Source organism: Streptomyces sp. NPDC047000, from assembly GCF_040644295.1.
GTDB lineage: Bacteria > Actinomycetota > Actinomycetes > Streptomycetales > Streptomycetaceae > Streptomyces.
Genome location: NZ_JBEYWE010000002.1, coordinates 435,436 through 453,712, shown reverse-complemented (window position 1 = coordinate 453,712; position 18,277 = coordinate 435,436). Strand labels below are relative to the sequence as shown.

The window sequence follows — 18,277 nt, the reverse complement described above, 5'->3', positions numbered from 1 at the left end:
GGCCGGGGAACGGACCGGGGGCGGGGCGGCGGGGCCGGAAACGGCGGGGAGACGGCCGGGGAGACGGTCAGGGAGGCTTGCGGAGGCCATCGGGACCGGGCGGGAGACGGAGGGGACACGCGGCGGGAGACGGGCGGGCGAGGCGGCGGGAGACGCGGGCACAAAAAACGGGCCGGTCCGTGGGGGGGGATACGGACCGGCCCGAGGGGGGGTTTCCACCATAACCCTTTGTAAGTGCCGGCGCGCACATTGCCGCGAAATAATTACTCTCCGAAGTTGCGCGACAGCGGGGCGCGCGGGGCGACGGTGTGGATTCACGGGTTGATCATGGCCGATTAACTATGGATTCCCAGGGAATTGGACCATCCGGCCAGCGATCGAGAGGATTCGCGGCACATTGGGCCCTGCACCGGGCCGTGGATCCCGACACGCCCGCTGTCCCTCCGACGGGGGACCCCCTGCCGTGCGTCCGCTTGACCACGCCGACGAGCACGAAGCCCGCCCCGCGGGTGGGGACCGCGCGTGCGGTACCGGTGCCGCGCGGTCCCCTCCACCGCACGGCACCGCTCGCGCCACTTTGCTCGCGCGAATCACCTTGGTCTGAACCTACGGGAGAGACGATGGGGACGCGAGGGACACTTGATAACAATCGGAAAACACCGGGCCGACGGTTCCCGGCCACCCCGGTATCCGGCGGCACGGGACGGCCGTATGGCCGATGTCACCGTCCCTGGGCGCCCCCGCCCGGGTCGCGCTCCTCGCGGCCCGGCTCCGGCTTGCGGATGTCGAAGAGGTGGCGCGTGCTGTGGGCGACGAAAGGACCGTCGGCCTCGATGCGCGCGTGCAGGGCGCGCAGCTGCGGCTCGTAGGCGGCGACGGTGAAGCCGGGCACCATCCAGATCACCTTGCGCAGGAAGTGGACGACGGCGGCGATGTCGTGGAACTCCATGCGCAGCCGCTCGGCCGTCAGCCCGACGACCTCGAGGCCGGCCGCCTCGGCCCCGGCCCGTTCGCGCTCCGGATCACGGACGCCGCGCGAGTCGGCGGTGCGCGGCCCGAGGAAGTGCTCGACGAGTTCGTACGCGCTGGACGGCCCCACGTGCTGGGCGAAGTAGGTGCCGCCCGGCCGCAGGACACGGGCGATCTCGTCCCAGTGCGGCTGCACGGGGTGCCTGCTGAGGACGAGGTCGAAGGACCCGTCCGCGAAGGGCAGCGGGTCGTCCTCCCCGGCGGCCACGACCACGACGCCGCGCGGGGCGAGGAGTCCGGTGGCCCTGGCCAGGTTCGGGGGCCAGCCCTCGGTGGCGGCGAGGAGGGTGGGCAGGTGGCCGGCGGGGATCCGGCCCAGGGCGAAGTCGAGCACCTCGCCGCCGCCGGTCTGGATGTCGAGGGCGGCCGTGGCCCGGGCGAGCCGCTCGGCGGCCGACCGCGCGTATCCCCACGAGGGCCGCTGTTCGGTGGCCCGCCCCTCGAACCAGGAGAAGTCCCACCCGGCGGTGGGCACGGCGGCTCCTTCGGCGACGAGGGAGGCGAAGGCGCGGTCCGCGGGGCGGTTCGTGGTGCGGTCCGTGGTGTCCATCGGGGCATCCTGGCATCGTGGGGCCGGACGGTGCCTTTGAATTACGACGGGGCGGGGGCCGGAGGTTACGGCCTGAGCGCGCGGCCGGAGGCTACGGCACCAGCGGGCGGACCTCCTCCGCGGTGAAGCGGATGAAGGACTCCGGGTCCGGTTCGTCGGCGGTGGGCTGGAGGACGACCGTGTCCGCGCCCGCCTCGGCCAGGCGGTGGACGGCGTCGGCGATCGTCTGCGCGTCGCCCGCCGCACCGAGGCCGGGGACGGTGTCGAGGCCCTCGGCCTTCAGCTCGGCCCGCAGGCGGGCGGTGGCGTCGAGGCCGGTGGCGGCGTAGAGGTTGACGACGACGCGGTGGGGGCTCCCGGTGGTGCGGGCGGCCGCCGTACGGCCCTCGTCGATGAGGCGGCGGGCCGCGCGTACGCCGTCGGGCGGGGTGGCCGACGTCAGGATCGTGCCGTCCGCCACCTCGCCGGTCAGACGGAGGGAGCGGGGTCCGGTGGCGCCGACCAGCACCTCGACCGGTTCCCGCGGCGGCCAGTCCAGCGCTACGCCGTCGAGCTCGACGTACCGTCCGGCCGTCGTCAGGCGCTCGCCGCGCAGCAGGGCGCGCAGGGCGTCGGTGTACTCCCTCAGCAGCGTGACCGGGGAGGCGGCGCGGGCGCCGACCTGGTCCATCCAGTCCTGCACCCCGTGTCCGATGCCCACGACGGCCCGGCCGGGGAACATGCGGTGCAGGGCGGCAATCTCCATCGCGGTGAGAGCCACGTTGCGCAGCGGCACCGGGAGCAGTCCGACGCCGACCCGGACGCGCTCCGTCCAGGCGAGCGCGGCGGCCGCGGCGGTCAGCCCGCCCTCACGGAAGCAGTCCTCCCACAGCCAGAGTTCCTCGAGTCCGGTCTCGTCCGCGAGGCGGGCCAGCGCACGGAGTCGCTCGGGGGGCAGTTGGGGACGGAAGACGGCGCCGAGTGCGGTCATGGGATCTTCCTATCGGCCGGAACCGCTTCTCACAACACCACAAGTCCCCTTTCGGAACGCGAGGTCGGCTGTGCTCTCAGCCGCGCCGGTGGTGGAGGAGGGTGACGCCGTTGCCGAAGGTGCGGGACTCGACGAGGTGGAGGGGGACGAGGGCCGGGGTGCCCGGGCGCGGGAAGAGGGGGGTGCCGGCGCCGATGAGCACGGGGTGGACGTAGACGCGGAACTCGTCGATCAGGTCGTGGCGGAGGAAGGAGGTAATCAGGTCCGCCCCGGCGAGGGCGATGTCGCCTTCGCCGGGCCGGTCGGCGAGGGCGCGGACCTCCTCGGGCACGACCTCCCGCACCACCGTGGTGTTCCACTCGGCGGGGCCCTCGGGAAGGGTCCGGGAGTAGACGTACTTCGGCTTCTCACGCCAGATCCCGGCGTACTCGGCCATGGTGGGGCTCGCCTCCGGGTCGGCGTCGGCGGTGGGCCAGAAGGAGGTCATCAGCTCGTGGGTGACCCGGCCGTTGAGGAACGCGCCCATCGGACGGAGCAGGTCGTTCATGTGCTGGTGCAGTTCCTCGTCGACGCGGTGCCAGCTGATGTCACGGCCGGGGCCCTCGACGTACCCGTCGAGCGACACCGACATCACCAGGACGATCTTCCCCATGGGTCCACCGACTCCGTCCGTTCTCACCGTTCGATCCGACTGGTGCGGCAGCGTACGCCGCCGACCGGCTCACCTCGCGCCGAACGCGCCGAGCAGGAGCCCCGTGAACGCCCCGGCGATCATGAAGGGCCCGAGCGCGATCGCCGTCCGGCGTCCGGCGCGCCGCAGGACGACCAGGGAGAGGCCGTACAGGGCGCCGTAGCCGAGGCCCGCGAAGGCACCCGTGACGAGCACCGGCCGGCCGTACCAGCCGAGGGCGGTGCCGAGCGCGAGGGCGAGCTTGACGTCGCCGAAGCCCAGGCCGGCCGGGTTGACGAGGAACAGCACGAAGTACGCGGCCCCGAGCGCGAGTCCGCCGAGCAGGGCCGCGGGCCAGGAGCCGGTGGCGCCGGAGAGGGCGGCGGCGACGCCCAGCAGGACGGCGGTCGCGGCGGCGAGGGGGAGGGTGAGGACGTCGGGGAGGCGGTGGACGCGGAGGTCTACGAGGGCCAGGAGCACGGCGACGGGGGCGAGGAGCAGCCAGACGACGGTCTCCGGGTGCGGGCCGCTTGCCGCTGCCAGGGCCGCGCAGGTGAGGGCGGTGACGGTCGCGGTGCCCGCGGTGTCCGGGCCGTAGCCTCCGCAGGCGGGCGCGGGCGGCACCCGCTCCGTGCAGCGTGCCCGGCCCACCCAGCCGCCGAAGGCACCCGCTATCGGATGACCTTCCGGGCAGTTCCCGCTCCACGGCTCCCCCGCCTCCACGGACAGGCGGTGAGCGGCCCTGGGCAGCAGCAGGCCCGCTCCGGCGCCCCAGAGCGCGGCCAGGGCGGCCAGCGCGGCCGTCAGCGGTGGGAGGAGTGCGTGCACGCGGGGACCTTAGTGGGGAAAGGACGGTGGGGCATCCGGTTCGGGCGCCCAGTGTGCGGCGGGAACGCCGTTCTGGAGGGGGAGGGTGGCCGGGCATGGGGCACTGGAGCGACGGGCGGGGGCAGTTGGTCGTGGCGGGGGGTACGGGGCCCGGTGACGGTGTCGTCGTTCCGCTGGAGATCGCGGTGTCGTACCGGGCCCGTACGCGGGGGCTGTTGGGGCGGGACGCGGTGGACGGGGCGATCCTGCTGTCCCCCGCCAACAGCATCCACACCTTCCGGATGCGCTTCCCCATCGACGTGGCCTACCTCGACCGGCACCTCACGGTCATCGCGGTACGCACGATGAGACCGGGGCGGATGGGCCGGCCCCGGCTGCGGTCCCGGCATGTGCTGGAGGCGGCGGCGGGGGTCATGGCGGGGTGGGGGCTGAGGGTGGGGGTGACGGTGCAGGTGAGGACGGACGCGGAGGTGCGGGGTTCCTAGGCATCGCCCTGGCCGGTGGGCTCCTCGTCGTCTTCCTGGTGGTCGCCGTAACCCCGTTCCCAGCGGCGCATGTCCTCGGCGTTGCCGATCCTGATGCCGAAGGTCCAGGTCGGGTTGAAGAACACCCAGAAGTGGTACTCGAGTTGCAGGGCAAGGCACTTCAACTCGTCCTCGCCGTGGCCCGCGCCCTCACCCGGGTCCGGTTGGACGCCGGTGTCGGTGAAGCGGCGGACCGAGGTGCAGCGGAGGCGGTCCCAGCCGTCGCCGAAGAGCTGCTCGCAGAGCGAGGCGAGCGCGACCTCATCGCCCTCCTCCTTCACGTCTTCGAAGAGTTCGACGCCGTCGAGGGTGACCGTGTCGACGTAGCGGACGTCCAAATGGTCGTACCGGCCGGCCGATTCCAGCCGCAGCGCCCCTTCGTCCAGCACGACGAACACCACGAGCGGTTGTGGTGTGAAGCGGGTGATCGCGTCGTCCCGGTCGATCCGACCTGGTACGAGGACGTCCGTGACGCGCTGCTCGCGCAGGGCTTCCTCGACCCGGGACCAGGGGGTCGGGCGGGATGGGGGCACGGTTGCTCCTGACTGTGGGGGAAGCGGGGCTGCGGCGGGATGTGGGGGGTGACGGGCGGGTGCCGCGCCTTCTCGACGATGACGGCGCCCGGACCGGCGCCGGTTTCAGCGCGGTCCGGACGTCTCCCTTCCCGTTCGTCTCCATGGTGACGCCCTCTGCCACGTCGGAGTGTGTCCCGTTCCGTACAACCCTGCAGGCACGTCAATGGTCAACTTCGTTGCTCCGCAAGTATGTTCTGAAAGGAACCTCATGTCCTGGCCGCATCGCCAACACTTCCGGCATTCCCGCGTCCTGGGCGCCACCGCCGTCGTGGCCGCCCTGGCCGGTGGTCTGCTCATCACCCTGCCCGGCGGCGCGAGCGCCGCACCCTCGGGCTTCGCCGACGACTTCAACGGTGACGGCTACCACGATCTGGCGTCCGGCGCCCCGGGAGCCGTCGCGGGCGGAAAGGCGAAGGCGGGCGCCGTGGTCGTCAACTACGGCTCGTCGAGCGGTATCAGCGCCGCACGGCACAAGACCACCTCGCAGAGCTCTTCCGGTGTGCCGGGCGCCTCGGAGACCGACGACCGCTTCGGCACCGAACTCGCGCACGGCGACCTCAACCGGGACGGCTACGGCGATCTCGTCGTGGGCACACCGCTGGAGGACGTCAGCGGTGACGCCGACGGCGGTTCGGTCACGATCCTGTGGGGCAGCTCGGCCGGCCTGTCGGGCGGCACGACGATCAGCGACCCGAACCCGTCGGGCCACGACCGGTTCGGCCAGTCCCTGGCGGTCGGCGACTTCACCGGTGACGGAAAGGCCGACCTGGCCGTCGGCTCCACGGGCAAGGACGTGTGGATCTTCAAGGGCGGCTTCACCAAGTCCGGCGGCGCGGCCGGCAAGCTCCGCCTCGACGCTCAGATCGAGTCCGGGGCGTATCCCAGGGGTGCCGTGCAGCTGACCGCCGGCGACTTCGACGGCGACAGGACGGACGACCTGGTGGTGGGGTCCGCCACGGGCAACTTCGTCTACCGGGGTACCGCGGCCGGGCCCGTGTTCCAGACCGAGGCGGGAGCGGGGTACGCGCGTGCGCTCACCACGGCCGACTTCGACCTCGACGGGCACGACGACCTGGCCGTCGGCCTCGGCTTCGCAGACCTCCTGGACGGCCCGGCGAAGGGCGGCTACGTCGCCGTGTTCTACGGCGGCGCGACGGGCGTCGACACCAAACGCAGCGCCGTCTTCAGCCAGGCCACCCCGGGTGTCCCGGGCACCGACGAGTCCAACGACTGGTTCGGCGACACCCTCGCCGCGGGCGACGTCAACGGTGACGACTACCCGGACCTCGCCGTCGGCGCGAGCGGTGAGACCATCGGCTCCGCGGCCGGCACCGGCAGCGTCTGGGTGCTGCGCGGGAGTTCCGCCGGCCTGACCGGGACCGGCGCGCAGTCCTTCAGCCAGGGCACCCCGGGTGTCCCGGGCACCAACGAGTCGGATGACTTGTTCGGCGACGCCCTCCACATCGCCGACCACAACAAGGACGACCGCGCCGATCTGTCGGTGGCCGCGGGCGGCGAAAACAGCGACGACGGCGCCGTGTGGGTCCTGCGCGGCTCCACCAAGGGCGTCACCACCACCGGCGCGGTGAGCTTCGGCGCGTCGTCCGTCGGCATCGGGAAGTCGGGGGACGACCCCATGTTCGGGGACTCCATGTCCGGCTCCTGAGCACACAGTCGGACAGTCGGAAGGGGCGGCGCACCGGCGGACTCCGGCGCCGCCCCTTCGCACACCGGGTCGTCAGCGGGTGAGTCCGGGCCGTCCGTAGGCGCGGGCGCCGGACCACGGCAGTACCGCCCACAGACGGGTGCCGCCACCCGGTTCCCGGGCCTCGCCGAAGCCCCAGTCCCCCTGACAGGCGCGCACGACACAGCGGAGGAGGCGAAGGGCCGCCCTCCGCCGTGACTCGCAGGCCGCCGCGAGGTGGGGGTGGACGTGGCGGGGGTGGCTGTCGTAGAGGACCACGCGGAGGGTCGCGTCCCGGTAGCGCAGGGAGAGGTACACGTCGGCGGCGGGCGAGAACCGCACGGCGCAGGCGGCCGGTTCACTGACGACCTGGACGGCCGCGTCGGTCATGGTCGAACTGCGCGTCGCACTCCGGATGCAGCGCCAGCAAGTCCTGCACAGAGAGAACCCGATCGCGTACGTCGCCTATGTGCACGAGGCCGCGCTGCACATGGAGTTCGGTGGCCCTCGAGTCATGCGCACCCAACTCAATCACCTGTGCGACCTCTCCGAGCAGAAGAACATCGACGTACGCGTGGTGCCGTTCAAGGCCGGAGTCTTCCCCGGAGCGGGGCAGGCCATGGTCTACGTCTTGGCTCCCGTGCCGCAACTGGACACTGTGGAACTCGACACCGCGCACGGAACCGAGTTCCTCCATGGACAGGCACAACTCGATAAATACCGCGCCCAATTGGACTGGATGGAGACCGCATCACTCTCATCCAGTGACTCGCGCGACTTCATCCACGGCATCGCCGGCCGACTCTGAGGAGCACCCTATGAGCGTCATCACCTGGGAAGACCCCTTCTGCACCGAGGGCGCGAACTGCTTCCGCATAGGCACCGACGAGCAAGGCAGCGCCTACATCGCCGTCGCCGGACACGAGGACACCTACCTCACCGGCACCCGCGAAGCCCTCCGCACGCTCATCCGCGACATCAAGGCAGGCAAGGCAGGCAAGGCAGGCAAGGCAGGCAAGGCCGACCATCTGCTTTGACTACCGTCCCTGGGAAGCGGGTGCGGGATCTCGCCATCCATGACACAGCCGTGAATCTCCGGCCTGGGACGGTGTTCTCCGTCTCACGGCCGGATGTTCAAGATCAGTCTCTCCGTTCACGCCACGGTGTACTCGGTGTCGCCGAAGTCGGCGACGACCCGGAGCCTGCCGCCGAGCGCTTCCACGTAGGACCGGAGGGTCGCAACCTCGGCACGGTCGACCTCACCGTGCTCAATCGCGGAAACGCGCGGCGCCGAAACCCCCATCACCGCGGCGACATCACGCTGCGTGAGTGCCTGGTCGCGCCGCACCTCGGCCAGCTGATACGCCCGCACCTCGGCGGCAAGCCGGTCCATGGCAGCCTGCTTCTCCTCGGCCGTACGCACGGGCAGGCCCGCCGCGATACGACGCTCCCGCGCCTTGCGCTTGGTCTCCTCCCAGCTGACGCTGCTCATTCGTACTCCCTGGAGTCGAGTTCGGCGAGATGGCCTTGATAGCGCTTTTCGGCCAGCGGGATATTGGCGTCGTACCAGCCCTGCCAGGCACCGGCCTTGTCACCAGCCACGAGAAGCACCGCGCGACGACTCGGGTCGAAGGCAAAGAGGATGCGGATCTCCCCTCTCCCGGACGACCCTGGCCGCAGCTCCTTCATATGATGCTGTTCGGCACCCTTGATCCGATCGACCAGCGGCCGCCCGAGGGTCGGCCCGGTCGCAGCCAGCACGTCGATCGCATCTTCCACCTGTTCCGCACTGTCCCAGTCCTCGTCGACCAGTGCGTCGTACCACGTGGCGACCTCGGCCACCAGAATTACTTCCCATTGAGCCACGACTACGAAGTTAATGCAAGCGTTAACTCAGGGAAGCGGGATCAGGGCAGCTCACGCCTTCGGGTGAACCCGTGCGGCATCCAGCAAGTCCTGGGACCCGGCATCGGCGCAAGATCTCTCGCTCGCCTCACAGAGCAAAGCTCTGAACAGCGGGTTCCTCAGCCGGCCCAGCCCGTTTCCGGGTGCCTGCGTTTCAGGTCCGCGGCTCTTCCTCAGAACCGTCATCAACAGCCGTGCGTTCCGCCCACTCACGCACGGTCATCGCATGCTCTGTGCGGCTGACGATGTCCTTCTTGGCCTCCGCGTCCAAGGTCTCCGGGATCTTGTCGAAGGTGTCGGGATGGACGTCGAGCAGACCCCAGATCTGTTCGCCTGTCCTGACAGTCAGCAGTTGCCGGCACCTCCACTGGAACGGCACCTCGGGGCGATGCCTCAGCTGCTGGACCAGCGTAGGGAACAGGTAGTGCGTTACCTCGCTGTGCCGGTGTCGCTCCGTGGATAGCCAACCCGCGGCGCCCGCTTCCCTGGCGGGCTCAGTTTCCTGTCCTCGGGAACGTCACCTCCACCCGGCGGTTCTTCTTGCGGCCCTCCTCCGTGGAGTTGTCCGCGATCGGGAACTGCTCGGCGTAACCGCGTACGTCGAAGACGATGTTCGGGTCGTTCAGGTCGTCGTCCAGGACGGCCTGAACGGCGTTGGCCCGCTGGCGGGACAGGTCGACACCGTGCGTGTGGCTGCCCAGGTTGTCCGTGAAGCCGAACACCCGGACGTGCGTCGAGTTCTGCTTCTTGATCTCCTCGGCGATCGCCGCGATACGCGCCTTCGCCTCGGCGTTCAGCGTGGCACTGTTCTTACCGAAGAGAACTTCCGCCTGGAGGGCGAAGGTGACGTCGGTGTTGGTGTCCTCACGGCGTTCGTCGCCCGACTGGTCCTCCACGACCATCTTGATGTCCAGCACCTTCGGCGCGGCCAGGGTGCCGCCCTCGGGGAGCTTCAGGTCCGGGTCGTTGGGGTCGACCTGCACGGGCGCCGAGGCCGACGCCTCCGTACCCGGCGGCACGCTGGGACTGTCGTCGGCGTGAGCGGTGGTGACGCCGACGAGGTGGGTGGCGATCAGCACGGTGGCTGCGGTGACGACCAGGGCGAGGCGCGGGGTCGTCGTCCGGGTATGGGTCATGGGAGCCGCCTCACCCGGAGATCTTGATCGTGCCGCTGGAGAAGGTCGGCAGCTGGAAGGTGACGTCGGTGGTGTCCGCCGGCGGGGCGGGGAACTGCATGAAGACGGGCAGCGACTGCCCCGCCTCCAGTGTCCCCAGGCCGGTGGTGGTCAGCGGCCGACCTTCGGTGTCGCGGAGCACGTAGTAGCGCTTCTTGCCCTTGGAGTCCACCAGGGTTGCGCCACCGAGCGACAAGCCGTGTTTGATGATCTCGGTCTCGTCGCCACTCATCTGGACCGGCACGACAACCGATTTGGCGCCGTCGTTCTTCAGATTGCCGTTCACGGTCAGGAATCCGCCCGAGTCCCTTTCGGCAGTGGTGATCTGCAGAAGGAGCCCGTTCTGTCCGTGGAGTTCCGCCTGCGGCGCTTCTGACTGCCCCTCCTGGGCGCTCGGGTTCGATCCACCGGCCTTCGAGGCCGACGCCGACGCGTCGGACTTCTTGTCGTCGCCACCTCCGCTTCCGCCGCAACCGGCCACTCCGAGGGCCAGACCGGCCGCAACAGTCAGTGCGACCATCCCCCTGCGGGCCTTCGCAGTGAACCGAATGCTCATTGCTCTGTTTCCTTCTCCACTCGTCGTTCGCTTGTCAGTCGGCCAGATGGACATCGAACAGGTCTTGCGGTTTAGGCAGGTTGCTCAGGTCTTTGGGATCCAGGTCCCAGTTCCGGTCCTTGCAGGTGAGCTGAGGGAGGGTGTCCGGCCCTGCATCAGCACCCGGTAGCTGGAACGTGCAGAGTGCCTCGATCACCGCGGTGGCCTTGGCCGTCGACTTGATGTTCTCCGTGCCAGGGACAACGGAGTGGCCAACGCTCTCGTCGGTCTGGACTTGCACGGTGTAGCTCAAGAGACCAGGCGCGCATGACAGCACCGTGGCATCGTTCTGCGCGGCGAGCCCGTAGGCGCGCGTGCAGGAAGGAACCGCCTGATTTCCGTCGAAGATGTCCTGCCACTTGGTGGGATCGAGCACGTTCGTGACCCACAGGTCCGCGAGCTTGTCACGGGTGTCCTGAGCCGCCGCGAGCGCTGCAGCATCGGCTGCCGTCTGGGCGCCGTTGCGGTTTGCCGCGGCCTGGCCCACCGCGAAATAAGCGAACGCAAGAAAGAGCAGGCCCGCCACAACGGTGATGTAGATGGGGAAGGCCTGCCCTGCGTCGCTGTACTTGCGCAGATGCATCAGGTGATTTGATTGATTTTGTTCAAGATGCTCTGCAGCACCGCTTGTCCGATGCTGGTACCCGTGACCGCCAGCACGATCGCCACGACCACCGCGATGATCCCCAGGTACTCCACCGCCGTCTGACCCCTGTCGCCGGCCCGGCGTTGCATGGCCTCGACCGTCGTGTTCTTCCAGCCGTTCACCCGCACCTTGGCCGCGACGGCCTTTTTCAGCAGCAGGTCGCTCATGGTGGTCCCCTCCGGGTTCGCTATCGGTGCCAGCAACGTACGACTGGACAGTCTTCCCACCGGAGGGCCCCAGGACCCATACCCCGGACCATTTCCCGACCAGGATTTTCCTCCGCTCCCCCATCCCCACTCACCCCAGCCCTTGCGCGGCCGAGATCGAGACGGTGATGAGGTCCATGATCTCCGCCTCCCTGGTGGCGAGTTGGAACCGCGGCTGTCGGGAACGGTCGGCAGGCGACCACTCTTCCGCCCGGAGGACGACTGTCCCACACTTGGTTGCATCTGCGAAAGGTTTTCTGAAGAATTAGTCGGCAGCCATGGCGTTCCGGCCGCCAAGTCATGTGCAGAAGTGCTATGTTGCGCGCCCCGTGAGCCCTCCGGTGGCACCGGACCCGTACGCTGCGACCGCAACCGCGCGAGCAACGCGTCCGCCGCTCCGTCACGGTCCCGCGATCGTGCCGAAGTCCGTTCCCGAGCCCAGGAGCAGCCCCGCGGCGAGCAGCAGCATCGTTCCCGGGACCATGAACGTGGTGATCACCAGCGTGGCCCGGGGTACGGCGCGCGCGGCCTTGCGGCGGGCGTTCTGGGCGTCCGTACGGCGCATGTCCTTGGCCAGCGCCACCAGCGTCTCGACGATCGGCGCGCCGAGTTCCTCGCCCTGCTGGAGTGCCGACACGAACATGGCGACCTGCTCCGAGTCGTTGCGGCGGCGCAGTTCGGCGAAGGCCTGGCGGCGGCTCATGCCGAGGTCCATCTGGCGCAGGGTGATGCGCAGTTCGTCCGCCCACGGGCCCTCGTAGCGCGATGCCACCCGGTCCAGGGCCTGGCGGAAGCCGAGCCCGGCGCTGACGACGACGGCGAGGACGTCGAGGAAGTCGGGGAGGGTGCGCTCGATGACGTCCCGGCGGATGCGGATCGCCGCCCAGATCCCCACCTCGGTCCAGAACGCGGCGAACGCGAACAGCAGCAGCGCGACGAACCAGTTGCCCTGCATGAGCATCACGAGGCCGCCGAAGCCGCCGAGGAAGCCGTAGACGGCGCGCCGGGCGGCGTAACGGTCGATGGTGAGGCCGCCGGGGTTGCCCGCGAGGTCGATCTTCGTGCGGTACCTGGCGACCAGGCGGGGGCCCATCAGCCGCAGTACGAACGGCGCGTAGCGCATGCCGAGGCGGTCGATGACGGAGTCGACGGCGCCGGTGCGGGTGGCGCCGACCTCCAGTGCGAGCGCGAGGTCGCTCGGGAGCTTGACGTCCGCGCGGTACATGCGGATGCCCGCGAAGGCGCCCCAGACGCCGAGGCCCATCAGTGCGGCTAGCAGCAGTGCCATGTCGCTCGTGCTCTCCTTCCCGGCCGGATGCCGTGCTGCTCAGACGTCGATGCGGGACATGCGGCGGATCAGGACGAAGCCGACGGCGTAGAGACCGAAGGCGATGATCACGCACGCCTGGCCGATCGGGGACCCGGTCATCCGGTCCAGGGCGCCGTCCTTGACCCCGTTCATCAGGAACAACGAGCCGATACCCAGGACGGGTACGGCGTACGACGTCATGTTGACCTGGGACAGCTGGGTGCGGATCTCGCGCCGGGTCTCCTTGCGTTCCTCCAGGGTCTCGGTGAGGTTGCGCAGCGCGCCGACGACCTGGCCGCCCGCCCGGTTGGAGAGGACCAATGTGGTGACGAGGACGACCAGTTCGCGGGAGGGGAGGCGGTCGGCGAGTTCGCCGAGGGCGTCCTCCATGGAGTGGCCGACGGCCAGCTGGTTGGTGACCTTGGCCAGTTCCTCGCCCGCGGGGGCCTCGAGTTCCTCCGCCGCCATCCCTATCGCGGTGCGCAGGGCGAGACCGGCCTGGGTGGCGTTGGCCAGGATGCGGGCCATTTCGGGGAGTTGGCCGATGAACCTCTCGATGCGTTTCTGGCGCTGCCAGTTGAGGAACTGGAGGGCGGCCCAGATGCCGAGCAGGCCGGCGATCGGGCCGAAGAAGGGGGCGAGGGCGGCCTGTCCGACCAGCCACAGTCCGGCGACGCCGGCCATCATGTAGACGAAGAACTCGCCCGGTGTGACGTCCAGGCCCGTCGCGGCCAGTTTCAGTTCGAGCTTCTTGCCGGCCCTCGTGCGCCGCAGCCGCCGGTCCAGGTCGCCGAACCGGCGCTGTCTGCCGGTCGCGGTGGTCTGCCCGGTGTGCGAGAGGCGTTCGACGAGGTCCGCCCGCTGGGCCCTGCCCCTGGCGTAGGTGTGCACGCCGAGCACGGCCAGGGCGCAGGTCAGCAGGGTGACGCCGGTGGTGAGCTGGACGAGGTTGTGCAGTTCCATGGGGACGGGTACCTACCTGCCTGCTACTCGGGTGGCGAGCTGATCCGTGCTGCGTGCGACGCCGAAGGCCTGCGGGACGGGCTGGTTGGCCATGTAGAGGCGGTCGGCGGTGCGGCGGGTGAGCGGGAAGTGCTGGAACGCGCCGTAGATCCGGCCGTCGTGGGCCATCGGCTGTGCGTCGAAGCGGGCGACGGTGGCGAGCCGGTACGGCTCCGAGCCGTGGCTGTCCAGCAGGGCGATCTCGGTGACCCGGCGGGCGCCGTCGGCGAACCGGGTGAGCTGGATGATGACGTCGACGGCGCTGTTGATCTGGTCGTGCAGCGCGACGAAGGGGACCTCGACGTCGGACATGGAGGCGAGGGTCTGGAGGCGCATCAGCGCGTCCTCGGCGCTGTTGGCGTGCACGGTGGCCAGGGAGCCGTCGTGGCCGGTGGACATGGCCTGGAGCATGTCGAGGGACTCTCCGCCGCGGACCTCACCGACGACGATGCGGTCGGGGCGCATCCGGAGGGAGTTGCGGACCAGGTCGCGGATGGTGATCTGGCCCTTGCCCTCCACGTTGGGCGGGCGGGACTCCAGGCGGATGACGTGGGACTGCTGGAGCTGGAGTTCGGCGGAGTCCTCGATGGTGATGATCCGCTCGCCGTCCGGGATCAGTCCGGACAGCGCGTTGAGGAGGGTCGTCTTGCCGGTGCCGGTCGCGCCGGACACGATGATGTTGAACTTGGCCTGCACCAGGCCCGCGAGCAGGTACAGGACGTGCTCGTCGAGCGAGCCGAAGCCGATCATCTCCTGGAGGGTGAAGGAGCGCGGGAAGCGGCGGATGGTGAGGGTGGCGCCGGTCAGCGACAGCGGCGGGATGATCACGTTGACGCGCTCGCCGGACGGCAGGCGGGCGTCGACCATCGGATGCGACTCGTCCACCCGGCGGTTGACCGTCGACACGATCCGCTCGATGGTCTGCATCAGCTGGTCGTGGGAGGCGAAGCGGAGCGGCAGCTGCTCCACGCGTCCCGCCCGTTCGACGAAGATCGCGTCCGGGCCGTTGACCATGATCTCCGTGATCGAGGTGTCCTCCAGCAGCGGCTCCAGGATGCCGAGGCCGAGCGCCTCGTCGACCACGCGGCGGATCAGCCGGGCCCGTTCGACGGTGGACAGCACCGGGCCCTCGCGGCTGATGATGTGCCCGAGCACCCGTTCCAGACGGGCCCGGCGCTCGGCGGCGGCCAGCGCGCTCATCTCCGCGAGGTCGATCTCCTCGAGCAGCTTGGCGCGGTACGTGGCGACCAGATGGCCGTCCTCACCCCGCCCGCCCTGTTCCTCGGGGGTGTTGATGCGTGCCCGCAGGCTCATGGGTCGTGCTCCTCGCTACCGTTTGCAGTCCTCGATCGGGGGTGTCTCACATACGTCGGACGTCTCAGTGGTCCACCGGCATGGTGGCGCTCCGGGTGGCCTGGAAGCTTCCCAGGCCGGGGAAGACGACCGGGATCGTCACGCGGGAGGTGACGGTGACCGTGTCGCCGCCGCCGGACGACCCGCACGTCACGGCGAGCCGTCCGCTCACCGCCCCGGCGCACGCCGCCCCGACGTCCTGCTCCAGCGACGCGGCCCTGGCCCCCGCGCGCGCCGCCGTCCCGGCCTGCTGGGCGGCGTAGGCGACCACGCCGAGCTGGATGGCGGCGAGGCCGACCAGCAGCAGGATCGGGATGAATCCGAGGTACTCGATGGCGACCTGGCCCCGGTCGCGGAACCGCCGCCGACGCCACCGCCGTGGTGCGTGCTGGTCCGGCATCTCAGTCCTTCACCTCCTCCACCGCGCCCGCGTGCCCGTGCACGGTGACGGGGAAGTCGATGGAGCCGGGGAAGAGGACCGGCACCTTGAGGGACACGTCGGCGGTCACGTACCCGGTCCCCCCGCACTGCGTCACGCTCGCCCCGCCCCGCCACGCCCCCGACAGGTCGTGCAGCGCGGCCTGTTCGCACGCGCCGAACCGTGCGCCGCGGGGCGCCGCGGTGCCCGCCCGCACCCCTTCGTCGGCGGCGTTCCCCGCGAGGGTGTAGGCGTACCCCGTCAGGACGCACTGCCACACCAGCACCAGCGTGATGACGATGACCGGTGTCATGCCGAGGAACTCGACGGCGACCTGGCCGCGGTCGTCGCGCCACCTCCGATGACGTATCACCCTCGTCCCCCTCGTCCCCCTCGTCCCCCGGGATCCCCGTGTCCCTCTCCTGGCCCTCATCCGTCCCTCCCCCGCCGCCGGAAGCTCACCGATCCCCGGTCGCCGCGCAGCCGTCCGCCGCGCTGGGCCCCCTCGGGGACGCGGACGAGCTCCAGTTCCGCCGCGAGGGTCCACATCGCCTGCTTCACCACGCCCTTGCTGTCCAGCTGGTGGACCCGCCCGGAGTCGACGGCACCCTGGAGCTCCTTGAAGTTGGCGGGGATCGCCGTCCCCGCGACCGCCGTCCCGGTGATGCGCTGGATCAGCGGCGGCTGGATCTCGGTGGCCCGGGTGTGCCGGTTGACGACGACGGTCGTCTCCTCCGCCTTGCGGATCTGCAGCCGGTCCCACATCCGCACGGTGCGCTTCGCGGCGCGTACGGCGACCACGTCGGGCGTGGTGACCAGCAGCGCCCGCTCGGCCATCTCGACGGCGGCGGCGCCGGCGCCGCTCAGCTGCGCGCCGCAGTCGATGACGACGACCTCGTAGCGGGAGCGCAGCGCGCTGACGATCTGCCGGGCGGCCCGGTCGGTGACCTCCTCGCCCCGCTCGCCGTCACCCGGCGCGAGCAGCAGGGCGACGCCGCTGTCGTGCCGGAAGACGGCCTCGGCGAGGATGCGCGGCGAGATGTCGCTGATGGCGGCGAGGTCGACGACGGAGCGGCGGAACTGGATGTCCAGGTAGGAGGCGACGTCGCCGGTCTGGAGGTCCATGTCGACCAGGGCCGTGCTGCGCCCCGACGCCTGGGCCGCCAGCGCCAGCTGGATGGCCGTGAGGGTGGCGCCCACGCCTCCCTTGGCGCCGCTGACGGTGACGACGCTGCCGCCGACGCCGCCGAACACCTCGCCGCCGTGGCCCAGATGGCGGCGTACGCCCACCGACCACTGGGCGACCGCCTGGACCCGGTTGGCGAGTTCCTCGTAGCCGAGCGGCAGCGTGACCAGGCCGCGGGCCCCGGCGTCCATGGCGGCGGCGAACAGTCCGGGACCGGCGTCGGAGCTGACGAGGATGACGCCCACGGCCGGGAAACGGAGCGCGACCTCACGGATCAGCTCCAGCGCCGGGACCGGGCCGATCCGCTCGTGCACGACGACGATCTCGGGCAGTTCGTCCACCGACTCGGCGGCGAGCCGGGCGAGCGTGTCGACGAGCATGGTCGAGTCGGTGACCGGGAGCACCGGTTCGGCGTCGGGCAGTTGGCTGAGCAGTGTCGTGATGGACCGTACGGCGTCCACGTCACCGATGGCCGGGAGGATCCTCGTGGGCATTGCGGCCTCTCACTTGTCCGTCGCGAGTTCGTAGGTGCGGTCCTTGTCCGGGACGCTGGTGCTGCCGCCGGGGGCGACGAGCGCCAGCCGGACGCGCTGCGCGAAGGACTCGGCGTAGGTGATGCGCTGGGCGTCGATCGTGGAGAGCGCGAAGGTGATCGGGACGGCGTCGGTGGGCTGCTGCTGGTTCTTGCCGCTGTCCGGTTCCAGGGAGGTGAGCTTGCCGACGTCGAGGACGCGGGCGTTGGTCACGATGATCTTCGACTGGTCGGGGTCGCCGTCACGCTTGCCCTGGAAGGTGGCGTAGACGTTGACCGTGGAGCCAGGGGTGATCTTCCCGGCGACGCCGGTGGCCGCGTCGATCATGATGGCGACCTCCTGCTCGCCCGGTTTGAGGGCGGGCTGGTCGACGATCATGTCGTTCTGCAGCAGGGAGCCCTTGCGGAGCGTCGTCACGGCGATCTTGCCCTGCAACTGCCGGAGATCGGTGACGGCGTTGCCGGACAGCCACCGCTCGGGCATCTCGATCTTCTCGAACTGGCCCGTGGAGAGCGTCGTGTAGGGCGCGATGTCGTTCCTGACCCGGTAGGCGGTGACCTCGGGGCCGACTTTCGACTTCACGTCGCTGATGACGGAGAGCACGCCGGCGAACGCGCCGAGCGCGCACAGGACCGACAGGATCAGCAGTATCACGCCGCGGCGCTGACGGGAGTTCATGAACCGTACAACCTCATCGGGGATATCGGTCGAGCGGGACGGTGGGCGGGGCGGGTGTCCGGGGGCGGGGTGAGCACCGGATGACACCGGATGTGAACGGCGGGGGGGGTGCGCCGCGGGAAGTGCACCGCGGGCGGCGGGCGGCGGGCGGTGAACGGCGCGGGGCAGGGTGGCGGCCGGCGGGACGGGCCGGGGTTCAGCCGGGCGGCGTTCCGTTCTGGCGGTTCCGCGCGGTCCGCGCACCGCGGCTCTCCAGAGCGAGGGTGCCGCCGCCGGCGATGGCCCTGCGGTCGCGGGAGTCGGGGCCGTCGAGGGCGTTACGGGAATCGCGGGACTCGCGGGAATCCCGGCCCGTGAGGGCACGGGACCCGCGGGCACGACCGCCGCCCCGGTCACCGCCCCGACCGCCGTCCCGCGCGGCGCCCTTGCCGCCGTCGAGGG

At 70.5% G+C, this 18,277-nt stretch carries 23 protein-coding genes and 1 pseudogene; 4 read left to right on the top strand and 20 right to left on the bottom strand.

The genetic code is table 11. The features are described 5' to 3' along the window. Positions 1 to 721: 721 nt before the first annotated feature. The 4 genes from ABZ862_RS05400 to ABZ862_RS05385 all read right to left on the bottom strand — a co-directional run bounded on the left by ABZ862_RS05400 (position 722) and on the right by ABZ862_RS05385 (position 4,047). The gene (locus tag ABZ862_RS05400; RefSeq protein WP_360952561.1) at positions 722 to 1,579 is read right to left on the bottom strand and encodes a class I SAM-dependent methyltransferase; all 858 of its coding nucleotides are present in this window, start codon (positions 1,577 to 1,579) and stop codon (positions 722 to 724) included. Positions 1,580 to 1,670: 91 nt separating this feature from the next. Continuing rightward, on the bottom strand, positions 1,671 to 2,549 hold the full coding sequence (locus tag ABZ862_RS05395; protein ID WP_360952558.1) for an LLM class flavin-dependent oxidoreductase: 879 nt from the start codon (positions 2,547 to 2,549) through the stop codon (positions 1,671 to 1,673). Positions 2,550 to 2,625: 76 nt separating this feature from the next. Then, positions 2,626 to 3,201 carry a dihydrofolate reductase family protein gene (locus ABZ862_RS05390; protein ID WP_360952555.1) on the bottom strand — a complete coding sequence of 192 codons (576 nt, stop codon included), beginning with the start codon at positions 3,199 to 3,201 and terminating at the stop codon, positions 2,626 to 2,628. Between the two features lie 69 nt (positions 3,202 to 3,270). Next, positions 3,271 to 4,047, bottom strand: coding sequence for an A24 family peptidase (locus ABZ862_RS05385; protein WP_360952552.1), 777 nt, complete (start codon positions 4,045 to 4,047; stop codon positions 3,271 to 3,273). Between the two features lie 95 nt (positions 4,048 to 4,142). On the opposite strand from ABZ862_RS05385, the gene ABZ862_RS05380 reads away from it, so the two are divergent. Next, a complete protein-coding gene (locus tag ABZ862_RS05380; protein ID WP_360952549.1) occupies positions 4,143 to 4,532 on the top strand; it encodes a DUF192 domain-containing protein in 390 nt (129 codons plus the stop codon). Here the strand turns inward: ABZ862_RS05380 and ABZ862_RS05375 are convergent. Next, positions 4,529 to 5,104 (bottom strand): hypothetical protein, encoded by a 576-nt coding sequence (locus tag ABZ862_RS05375; protein ID WP_360952546.1) that lies wholly within the window; start codon positions 5,102 to 5,104, stop codon positions 4,529 to 4,531. The two genes, ABZ862_RS05380 and ABZ862_RS05375, sit on opposite strands and share 4 nt — an antisense overlap. Before the next feature lie 250 nt (positions 5,105 to 5,354). Between ABZ862_RS05375 and ABZ862_RS05370 the strand changes: the two genes are divergently transcribed. Continuing rightward, complete coding sequence (locus tag ABZ862_RS05370; RefSeq protein WP_360952543.1) at positions 5,355 to 6,812, top strand: FG-GAP and VCBS repeat-containing protein; 1,458 nt, start codon at positions 5,355 to 5,357, stop codon at positions 6,810 to 6,812. Between the two features lie 72 nt (positions 6,813 to 6,884). Here ABZ862_RS05370 and ABZ862_RS05365 read toward each other — a convergent pair whose 3' ends face one another. Beyond that, positions 6,885 to 7,220, bottom strand: coding sequence for a hypothetical protein (locus tag ABZ862_RS05365; protein ID WP_360952540.1), 336 nt, complete (start codon positions 7,218 to 7,220; stop codon positions 6,885 to 6,887). Between ABZ862_RS05365 and ABZ862_RS05360 the strand changes: the two genes are divergently transcribed. Together ABZ862_RS05360 and ABZ862_RS05355 are read left to right on the top strand one after the other, a co-directional pair. Further along, entirely contained in the window at positions 7,219 to 7,638 is a 420-nt protein-coding gene (locus ABZ862_RS05360) for a DUF5753 domain-containing protein (protein WP_360952537.1), read from the top strand. The genes ABZ862_RS05365 and ABZ862_RS05360 overlap by 2 nt on opposite strands. A 10-nt stretch (positions 7,639 to 7,648) precedes the next feature. Further along, on the top strand, positions 7,649 to 7,867 hold the full coding sequence (locus ABZ862_RS05355; protein ID WP_360952534.1) for a hypothetical protein: 219 nt from the start codon (positions 7,649 to 7,651) through the stop codon (positions 7,865 to 7,867). 116 nt (positions 7,868 to 7,983) lie between these two features. Here the strand turns inward: ABZ862_RS05355 and ABZ862_RS05350 are convergent, their stop codons facing one another. From ABZ862_RS05350 to cpaB, 14 genes and pseudogenes are all read right to left on the bottom strand, one after another. Further along, positions 7,984 to 8,322 carry an XRE family transcriptional regulator gene (locus ABZ862_RS05350; RefSeq protein WP_360952531.1) on the bottom strand — a complete coding sequence of 113 codons (339 nt, stop codon included), beginning with the start codon at positions 8,320 to 8,322 and terminating at the stop codon, positions 7,984 to 7,986. Then, a complete protein-coding gene (locus ABZ862_RS05345) occupies positions 8,319 to 8,696 on the bottom strand; it encodes a type II toxin-antitoxin system RelE/ParE family toxin (protein ID WP_360952528.1) in 378 nt (125 codons plus the stop codon). Before ABZ862_RS05345 ends, ABZ862_RS05350 begins: the two co-directional genes overlap by 4 nt. 193 nt (positions 8,697 to 8,889) lie before the next feature. After that, positions 8,890 to 9,174: pseudogene (locus ABZ862_RS05340) on the bottom strand (hypothetical protein); the annotation flags it as partial. Positions 9,175 to 9,229: 55 nt separating this feature from the next. Next, positions 9,230 to 9,871 (bottom strand): OmpA family protein, encoded by a 642-nt coding sequence (locus tag ABZ862_RS05335; RefSeq protein ID WP_360952525.1) that lies wholly within the window; start codon positions 9,869 to 9,871, stop codon positions 9,230 to 9,232. A 10-nt stretch (positions 9,872 to 9,881) separates the two neighbouring features. Beyond that, on the bottom strand, positions 9,882 to 10,466 hold the full coding sequence (locus ABZ862_RS05330; protein ID WP_360952522.1) for a hypothetical protein: 585 nt from the start codon (positions 10,464 to 10,466) through the stop codon (positions 9,882 to 9,884). A 34-nt stretch (positions 10,467 to 10,500) separates the two neighbouring features. Further along, entirely contained in the window at positions 10,501 to 11,088 is a 588-nt protein-coding gene (locus tag ABZ862_RS05325) for a pilus assembly protein TadG-related protein (protein ID WP_360952519.1), read from the bottom strand. Continuing rightward, complete coding sequence (locus ABZ862_RS05320) at positions 11,088 to 11,318, bottom strand: hypothetical protein (protein ID WP_360952516.1); 231 nt, start codon at positions 11,316 to 11,318, stop codon at positions 11,088 to 11,090. The genes ABZ862_RS05325 and ABZ862_RS05320 overlap by 1 nt, the downstream gene beginning before the upstream one ends. 439 nt (positions 11,319 to 11,757) lie before the next feature. After that, complete coding sequence (locus ABZ862_RS05315) at positions 11,758 to 12,645, bottom strand: DUF5936 domain-containing protein (RefSeq protein WP_360952513.1); 888 nt, start codon at positions 12,643 to 12,645, stop codon at positions 11,758 to 11,760. Positions 12,646 to 12,684: 39 nt separating this feature from the next. Next, positions 12,685 to 13,629: a type II secretion system F family protein gene (locus ABZ862_RS05310; RefSeq protein WP_360952510.1), complete on the bottom strand. Its 945-nt coding sequence runs from the start codon at positions 13,627 to 13,629 to the stop codon at positions 12,685 to 12,687. Between the two features lie 12 nt (positions 13,630 to 13,641). Beyond that, positions 13,642 to 14,982 (bottom strand): CpaF family protein, encoded by a 1,341-nt coding sequence (locus ABZ862_RS05305; RefSeq protein WP_360952507.1) that lies wholly within the window; start codon positions 14,980 to 14,982, stop codon positions 13,642 to 13,644. Positions 14,983 to 15,046: 64 nt separating this feature from the next. Next, a complete protein-coding gene (locus ABZ862_RS05300) occupies positions 15,047 to 15,421 on the bottom strand; it encodes a TadE/TadG family type IV pilus assembly protein (protein ID WP_360952504.1) in 375 nt (124 codons plus the stop codon). A gap of 1 nt (position 15,422) precedes the next feature. Beyond that, positions 15,423 to 15,752, bottom strand: coding sequence for a pilus assembly protein (locus ABZ862_RS05295; protein ID WP_360953104.1), 330 nt, complete (start codon positions 15,750 to 15,752; stop codon positions 15,423 to 15,425). Positions 15,753 to 15,868: 116 nt separating this feature from the next. Further along, positions 15,869 to 17,119 (bottom strand): AAA family ATPase, encoded by a 1,251-nt coding sequence (locus tag ABZ862_RS05290; protein ID WP_360952501.1) that lies wholly within the window; start codon positions 17,117 to 17,119, stop codon positions 15,869 to 15,871. 9 nt (positions 17,120 to 17,128) lie between these two features. Then, a complete protein-coding gene (gene cpaB, locus ABZ862_RS05285) occupies positions 17,129 to 17,836 on the bottom strand; it encodes a Flp pilus assembly protein CpaB (RefSeq protein WP_360952498.1) in 708 nt (235 codons plus the stop codon). Between the last annotated feature and the right edge of the window lie 441 nt (positions 17,837 to 18,277).

Coding starts and splice junctions, on each gene's coding strand:
- ABZ862_RS05400 (WP_360952561.1), bottom strand. CDS start 1,579: ATGGACACCACGGACCGCACCACGAACCGCCCCGCGGACCGCGCCTTC.
- ABZ862_RS05395 (WP_360952558.1), bottom strand. CDS start 2,549: ATGACCGCACTCGGCGCCGTCTTCCGTCCCCAACTGCCCCCCGAGCGA.
- ABZ862_RS05390 (WP_360952555.1), bottom strand. CDS start 3,201: ATGGGGAAGATCGTCCTGGTGATGTCGGTGTCGCTCGACGGGTACGTC.
- ABZ862_RS05380 (WP_360952549.1), top strand. CDS start 4,143: ATGGGGCACTGGAGCGACGGGCGGGGGCAGTTGGTCGTGGCGGGGGGT.
- ABZ862_RS05370 (WP_360952543.1), top strand. CDS start 5,355: ATGTCCTGGCCGCATCGCCAACACTTCCGGCATTCCCGCGTCCTGGGC.
- ABZ862_RS05360 (WP_360952537.1), top strand. CDS start 7,219: ATGGTCGAACTGCGCGTCGCACTCCGGATGCAGCGCCAGCAAGTCCTG.
- ABZ862_RS05365 (WP_360952540.1), bottom strand. CDS start 7,220: ATGACCGACGCGGCCGTCCAGGTCGTCAGTGAACCGGCCGCCTGCGCC.
- ABZ862_RS05355 (WP_360952534.1), top strand. CDS start 7,649: ATGAGCGTCATCACCTGGGAAGACCCCTTCTGCACCGAGGGCGCGAAC.
- ABZ862_RS05350 (WP_360952531.1), bottom strand. CDS start 8,322: ATGAGCAGCGTCAGCTGGGAGGAGACCAAGCGCAAGGCGCGGGAGCGT.
- ABZ862_RS05335 (WP_360952525.1), bottom strand. CDS start 9,871: ATGACCCATACCCGGACGACGACCCCGCGCCTCGCCCTGGTCGTCACC.
- ABZ862_RS05330 (WP_360952522.1), bottom strand. CDS start 10,466: ATGAGCATTCGGTTCACTGCGAAGGCCCGCAGGGGGATGGTCGCACTG.
- ABZ862_RS05325 (WP_360952519.1), bottom strand. CDS start 11,088: ATGCATCTGCGCAAGTACAGCGACGCAGGGCAGGCCTTCCCCATCTAC.
- ABZ862_RS05320 (WP_360952516.1), bottom strand. CDS start 11,318: ATGAGCGACCTGCTGCTGAAAAAGGCCGTCGCGGCCAAGGTGCGGGTG.
- ABZ862_RS05315 (WP_360952513.1), bottom strand. CDS start 12,645: ATGGCACTGCTGCTAGCCGCACTGATGGGCCTCGGCGTCTGGGGCGCC.
- ABZ862_RS05310 (WP_360952510.1), bottom strand. CDS start 13,629: ATGGAACTGCACAACCTCGTCCAGCTCACCACCGGCGTCACCCTGCTG.
- ABZ862_RS05305 (WP_360952507.1), bottom strand. CDS start 14,982: ATGAGCCTGCGGGCACGCATCAACACCCCCGAGGAACAGGGCGGGCGG.
- ABZ862_RS05300 (WP_360952504.1), bottom strand. CDS start 15,421: ATGCCGGACCAGCACGCACCACGGCGGTGGCGTCGGCGGCGGTTCCGC.
- ABZ862_RS05295 (WP_360953104.1), bottom strand. CDS start 15,752: ATGACACCGGTCATCGTCATCACGCTGGTGCTGGTGTGGCAGTGCGTC.
- ABZ862_RS05290 (WP_360952501.1), bottom strand. CDS start 17,119: ATGCCCACGAGGATCCTCCCGGCCATCGGTGACGTGGACGCCGTACGG.
- cpaB (WP_360952498.1), bottom strand. CDS start 17,836: ATGAACTCCCGTCAGCGCCGCGGCGTGATACTGCTGATCCTGTCGGTC.